A 6,105-nucleotide genomic window follows, 5' to 3' on the forward strand; every position below is an offset into this window, starting at 1 on the left:
GGGCGGCGGGGGCGAGGAAACATCCGTTATGCCCCGGACAGCACCCCCAACGCCCGCCGAGCCACCTCTCTCCCGATCGGCAGCGACGCAGTGGCCGCAGGCGAGGGCGCGTTGAGGACGTGGACCGCCCGGGAGCCCTCCTGGATCAGGAAGTCGTCGACCAGCCCCCCGTCCCGCAGAACGGCCTGCGCCCGGACGCCCGCACCGCCGCGCACGAGGTCGGCCTCCTCGACGCCGGGCAGCATGCGGCGTACGGCGTCGACGAAGGCGGCCTTGGACAGGGAGCGCCGGATCTCGCCCGCGCCGTAGCGCCAGTGGCGCCGCCCCATGCGCCAGGCGCCCGGCCAGGCGAGGGTGGCGGCGAGTTCGGAACCCCGGACGATCCCCCACCCGTACCCCTCGCGGGCGAGCGCGGGAACGGCGTTGGGCCCGACGTGGACGTCGCCGTGGATGCCCCGGGTGAGGTGGACGCCGAGGAAGGGGAACGCGGGGTCGGGGACGGGATAGACCAGTCCCCGCACCAGAGAGGGACGCGTCAGCTCGTAGTACTCGCCCCGGAAGGGGACGATGCGGACCGGCGGTACGTCGCCGGTCATGCGGGCCAGCGTGTCGCAGTACAGGCCGGCGCAGTTGACGAGGACGCGCCCGCGTACGACGTCACCCCGGGAGGTCAGGACTGCGACCCCCCGATGCGCGCGCCGGTCCACGCGGACGACCTCGGCCCCGTACCGGATCTCCGCGCCGGAGGCGTCCGCGAGGGCGCGGGCGACGCCGCCGTAGTCGCAGATGCCGGTGCTGCCGACGTGGATGGCGGCGAGGCCGCGCACCTCGGGCTCGTACTCCTGGATCTGGGCGCCGCCGAGTTCGCGGACGGAGATGCCGTTCTCGCGCCCGCGCTGGACCAGGGCGTGCAGGCGGGGCAGCTCGGCGCGGTCGGTGGCGACGATCAGCTTGCCGGTGACCTCGTGGGCGATGCCGTACTCGGCGCAGAACTTGACCATCTCGGCGCCGCCCTGGACGGCGTACCGGGCCTTGAGGGAGCCGGGCCGGTAGTAGATCCCGCTGTGGATGACGCCGCTGTTGTGGCCGGTCTGGTGGCGCGCGGGAGCGCTCTCCTTCTCCAGGACGGCGACCTTGGTCCCGGGGGCGGCACGGCTGACGGCGTACGCGGTGGCGAGCCCCACGATGCCGCCACCGACGATCAGCACGTCACAGTCGTACGGAACCCCACCGGACACGAGCACCACCTCCACTCTCGATAGTGCACTGCGCCACTGACAACGCCCTCAAACGTGCTCGCGGAAGAGAACTACGCCGGTGTCATCAGCAGTGGCCGGGCCCGTTCGCGGAGTTCCACGACGCGTGGCTCGTCGCCGTAGGGCTCCAGGCGGTGGAGCAGGTCCTTGACGTACTCGGTGGTGCGGACGGAGGAGATGCGGCCGGCGACCTCGACGGCGCGCACGCCCTGTTCGCAGGCCGCGTCGAGGTTGCCGGACTCCAGCTCGGCGACGGCGGAGACGACGAGGCGCAGTCCGTGGGAGCGGACGAACTCCTCGGTGGGCTGGGAGAGGGCCTGTTCGGTGAACCGGCGGACCTGGCGGGGCGCCTTGAGGTCGCGGTAGCACTCGGCGGCGTCGGCGGCGAAGCGGTCGTAGGAGTAGAAGCCGAGCCAGGAGGGGTCGCTGTCGCCCTCGCGCGCGCGCTCCAGCCACCCTTCGGCGGCCCTCAGCGCGGCGCCCGCCGCGTGCGCGTCGCCCGCGCGGGCGTGCGCGCGGGCCTCCACGAGCCGGAAGAAGCTCATCGTGCGCGCGGTCGCGAGGCCCCGGTTGCGTTCCAGGGCGGCCTGGGCGAGGTCGACGCCCTCGTCGCCGAAGCCTCTGTAGGTGGCCTGGAGGGACATCGAGGCGAGGACGTAGCCCCCGAGGGGGACGTCGGCCGCCGCGCGCGCGAGGCGCAGCGCCTGGATGTAGTACCGCTGGGCGGCCTCCTGCTGGCCGGTGTCGAAGGCCATCCACCCGGCGAGGCGGGTGAGTTCGGCGGTGGCGCCGAAGAGGGCGCGGCCGACCTCGTCGGAGTACGCGCCCAGCAGCAGCGGCGCGGCCTCCACGCGCAGGCACTCGGGGACCATGGACGAACGCCAGTCGCCGCCGCCGTACTTGGAGTCCCAGCGGCGCGCGTCCTCGGCGGCCTCCCGGAGCTTGCGGACGTCGCTGTGGCCGACTTTGACCGGCGCGCCCGCGCTCTCCGCGAGGGGCGCCTCGCGGGCGACGGAGCTGTCGGCCGGGGTTATGAGCCAGCGGGAGGCGGGTGTCGCGTACGCGCTGACGGCGAACGAGCCCGCGAGGGACTGCCAGATGCCGCCGGAGCCCGCGCGCCTGCCCGCGAGGTCGAGCCGGTACAGCTCGGTCGCGGAGCGGACGGCCTGGCCGACGTCCCGGGGGAAGGCGAGGCCCACCTCGGGCGCGGGATCGGCGTCGGCGAGGCCGATCTCGTGCAGCGGGACGGGCCGGCCGAGCTTCTGGCCGATCGCGGCGGCGATGAGGTGCGGCGCGGCCCCCTGGGGGACCATCCCCTTCGACACCCAGCGCGCGACCGACGTCTTGTCGTAGCGGAGCGTCAGTCCGCGTTGCGCGCCTAAGTCGTTGACGCGACGCGCGAGCCCCGCGTTGCTGATTCCCGCGAGGGCGAGAACGGCGCCGAGTTTTTCGTTCGGCCCGCGTTGCTCCCTGGACATTGCGCCACCCCTCGACACAGACGGCTGCCGCGCTGGCATAACCACGCGGCATTCGTAAACCCAGCGTAGTTCGCCGCATCCCAAGCGTTAAGAGGCATTGTTCCGGTTGGCGGGATTGTTGCCCGTACGGAAGTGCGGGCTCCGTAGCGGTCCGTCGCGATGTGCTCCCGCTGTGTGGCCGTGCGCCTGTGCGTGCGCTCTTCTCCGGCCATCGCGGGAGCGCTTCGATGGGCCCTGCGTGGGTCGGCCCGCTGTACTGGATCCAGTGGGCTGGGGGACACCGCCGCCTACATCCCCGCGGGCGGCGGAACGGTCCGGGGGGCGAACCCGTCTCCCGGATCGCGCGCTCGCACAGGGTCGTGCGGGCCGTGTACGGAGCGTGTGCGCGGCGTTCCCGGAAGCTTCGGCAATCGCCGCGTCACGCTACGGATTTGGCCGAAAAACGCCCCTTGGGCCGCCGGGTGATCAAGGCCCCGACCATGGGAATCGAGGGCGCACAGGGCGTCCGGGGGGAGCGTATCGGGGGCGCATTCACGTCGCGGGCGCGGGGGCGCACGCGGGGGTGTACCGGGGTCCCGACCTCGGCAACGGCACGCGCGCGTGGGCGCGTTGCGGTGCCTGTCAGGCGTTCTGCCTTCCGTCATGGGCGCGTTCTTCGTGGCAGCATGGTGAATCGGTTCGTACGGTGCACCGGTTGTCCACAGCCTGTGGAGGCGTCGATGCGGTGGTTGGTGGGTTGGAGCATGACCGCCGCGGGGTCCGCGCCGGGCTTCGGTGACCCCTACGGCGGGTACGACGGCGGCGGCGCCGTCGGCCTCGACGGCGAGGTCGTCCAGCCGGTCGGCTCGCAGCTCCTGTGGGGCGATCCCGACCCCCTGTGGGCCGTCGGCGACTGGCGGCCCGACGAGATCCGCGTCGTGCGCGCCGACGAGCGCACCAGGATCGCCGTACTCGGCCTCTGCGGCGCCAGCGACGAGCAGTTGCGCGTCGGGCTGCTGGCGGCCCGTGGCGGCGCCCTGCGGCACCTCACCGCCTGGCCCGGCAGCTACACCGCCGTCGTCCAGGTCGACCGCCGGATCACCGTCTGCGGCGACCTCGCGGGCGCGCGCCCCGTCTTCCACACGCCCTGGGCGGGCGGTACGGCGTACGCGACCGCCGCGCTCCCGCTCGCCGACCTCGTCGAGGCCAACCTCGACTTCGGGCACCTCGCCGCGCTGCTCGCCGCGCCCGACGTACCGGCCGCCCTCCTCGATTCGACGCCCTACGACGGCGTGCGACGTGTGCCCCCGGGGCACGCGCTCGTCCTTCGCGCGGGCGCGCGGGAGGTCGCGAACTACGAGCCGGTCGCCTCGCTCGCCGTCGCCGCCGCGTCCACCGATCCGGACAGCGCCGTCGAGGGGGTGCGGGACGCGCTCGTCGAGGCGGTGCGTACGCGCCTGTCGGCGCCCCGGCATGTGCCTGACATGGACCCCGGGCCCGTGCCCGGGATGGGTCCCGCCGAACGGCGTGCCGCGCGCGGGATGCCGGTGCCGGGGATCGGGGCGGACCTCACGGGCGGGCCCGCCTCGGGGACCCTCGCCCTGCTCGCCGCCGGGCTGCCCGGGATGCCGGGGACGCTCCTCGGGCACGGCACCGGCGCGGGCGAGCGGCTCCTCGCGGTCACCTTCAACGACCTGACCTCCCGGCGTCAGCAGGAGGAGCTGGAGCGGGCCGGTGAGCTCGCCGCCAACCCCCGCCTCCACCACGTCGTCGTCACCGGCGACGCCGACATGCTCCCCTACGCGGCCCTGGACGGCCCGCTGACGGACGAACCCGGCCCCTCCCTCGTCCTGGCCGCCCGGCACCGCGCGCGGCTCGCAGCGGGCAGCGCGGACCACTTCACGGGGCACGGCGCCCGGCAGGCCCTCGACGCGCATCCCGCCCGCCTCGCCGACCTCCTGATGGACCGTAAACGCCGCCATCTCGTCCGGCCCATGGCCGCGTTGACGAAGGCGGACGGGTCGGTGCTCGTCCCCGCGCGCGTGTACGGGGCCGCCCGGCGGCTCGCGCGCACGCCCTACGCCGCCGGCCTGGAGTCCCTCGCCGACCGTCTGCTGTCCCGGCGTTTCGAGGACACGCCGGGGGCCGTGGGAGCCTCCCTCGCCGCCCTCACCTGGGCTCCCGCCGGGCCCGCCGCCCGCTGGCTCACCGGCGAGGCGCTGGCTGAAGTATCGGTTCGCCTCCAGTCGTCCACGTCCCGCGCGGGGGCCGTCGGGCCCGGACAGAGACCCGGCGACCACCGCGCGCGTGCGGCTCTCGCCCGGCACGCCGCCGACCTGCGCGTCCTGGAGCAGGCCACCGAGATCCGCTCCCAACGGCTCCACGCGCCCTACCTCGACAACCAGGTGGTGCGGGCCTGCCAGGCGCTGCCGGAGACGCTTCGGGTCCAGCCCGGGGCCCGCGCGGCGATCCTTCGCCGGGTTCTGAAGGCTTCGGGGGTGGGGGAGTTGCCGCCCGGATGGGGAACCCCGACGCCGGGTTCCGCGACAGCGACGGCGCGCGCGGGGTTGCGGGCGGCGACCGGGAGCGTCCTGACGCTCTTCGAGACGCCGCTGCTCGCCGAGGCGGGGCTCGTCGAGGCACGCGTCGTACGCAAGGCGGTGCGGGCGGCGGCTGCGGGGGAGCCGTTGCCGCTCGCCGGGCTCGCCGACCTGGTGGCGCTGGAGCTGTGGCTGCGCAGGCTGCTGGCTCGGAGGGGGACGTGCTGGACCGGCACACCCGCGCGGGCGCGCGCCGTGCCGGCGGGGATCGCGCCGAGGCGGGGGGCGCTGTCCTCCGGTGGGTGAAACTGGGGTGACCTGTACGGACGTTCACTCCAGGAGTCACCCTTCATGTGGTCCAGCGTCATAGCCGTGGCGGGCACCCTCCTCGGCGGCCTGCTCGCCGGGTTCCTGCAACAGCGAGGGGAGCGGGCGGCGCGGGCCGAGCGCCGGGAGGAGGCGCTGCGCGTGGCGCTGGGCGAACTCGTCGCCGCGCTGGGGGACCACCGCAGAGCACTCTGGCATCGCGAGGAACTCCGCCTGCGAGGCGCCTCGGAGGAGGTACGCCACTCCGCCAGAACCGCCTCCCACGCAACCCGCTCCGCCCTGACGGCCCCCCTCGTCTCCGTATCCGTCCTGCAACCGTCCCTCACCGCCCCCGCCCGCGCAGCAGTCCTCGCGGCGGTCGCCCTGCGCGACGTACCGGACCTCCCAACCCTCTCCGCCCGCCGGGAGACGGCGATCAAGGCGACGGACGAACTGGTCGCGGCGGCGGGCAGAACGCTGGCGGCGTAAAGCAGAACGCGGGTGCCGGCAGAACGCGGGTGCCGGCACCCGCGTTCTGCTTTACGC

The 6,105-nt window shown here is 74.5% G+C and carries 4 protein-coding genes; 2 read left to right on the plus strand and 2 right to left on the minus strand.

The genetic code is table 11. The features are described 5' to 3' along the window. Positions 1-26 precede the first annotated feature (26 nt). Positions 27-1,247 carry an L-2-hydroxyglutarate oxidase gene (gene lhgO / locus AOK24_RS32900; RefSeq protein WP_055723682.1) on the minus strand — a complete coding sequence of 407 codons (1,221 nt, stop codon included), beginning with the start codon at positions 1,245-1,247 and terminating at the stop codon, positions 27-29. Positions 1,248-1,309: 62 nt separating this feature from the next. Then, positions 1,310-2,734 carry an NsdA family TPR-like regulatory protein gene (locus AOK24_RS32905; protein ID WP_055723679.1) on the minus strand — a complete coding sequence of 475 codons (1,425 nt, stop codon included), beginning with the start codon at positions 2,732-2,734 and terminating at the stop codon, positions 1,310-1,312. Positions 2,735-3,453: 719 nt separating this feature from the next. Here AOK24_RS32905 and AOK24_RS32910 point away from each other — a divergent pair. Together AOK24_RS32910 and AOK24_RS32915 are read left to right on the plus strand one after the other, a co-directional pair. Further along, positions 3,454-5,559, plus strand: coding sequence for an asparagine synthase-related protein (locus AOK24_RS32910; protein WP_055723680.1), 2,106 nt, complete (start codon positions 3,454-3,456; stop codon positions 5,557-5,559). Between the two features lie 45 nt (positions 5,560-5,604). After that, a complete protein-coding gene (locus AOK24_RS32915; protein ID WP_055723681.1) occupies positions 5,605-6,048 on the plus strand; it encodes a hypothetical protein in 444 nt (147 codons plus the stop codon). Positions 6,049-6,105 lie beyond the last annotated feature (57 nt).

It is taken from the genome of Streptomyces niveiscabiei, from assembly GCF_001419795.1.
In the GTDB taxonomy this organism is placed as follows: Bacteria; Actinomycetota; Actinomycetes; order Streptomycetales; family Streptomycetaceae; genus Streptomyces; species Streptomyces niveiscabiei.

Bases quoted from the DNA above. Each gene is read 5' to 3' on its own strand.
- AOK24_RS32910 (WP_055723680.1), top strand. From the start codon at position 3,454: ATGCGGTGGTTGGTGGGTTGGAGCATGACCGCCGCGGGGTCCGCGCCG.
- AOK24_RS32915 (WP_055723681.1), top strand. From the start codon at position 5,605: ATGTGGTCCAGCGTCATAGCCGTGGCGGGCACCCTCCTCGGCGGCCTG.
- AOK24_RS32905 (WP_055723679.1), bottom strand. From the start codon at position 2,734: ATGTCCAGGGAGCAACGCGGGCCGAACGAAAAACTCGGCGCCGTTCTC.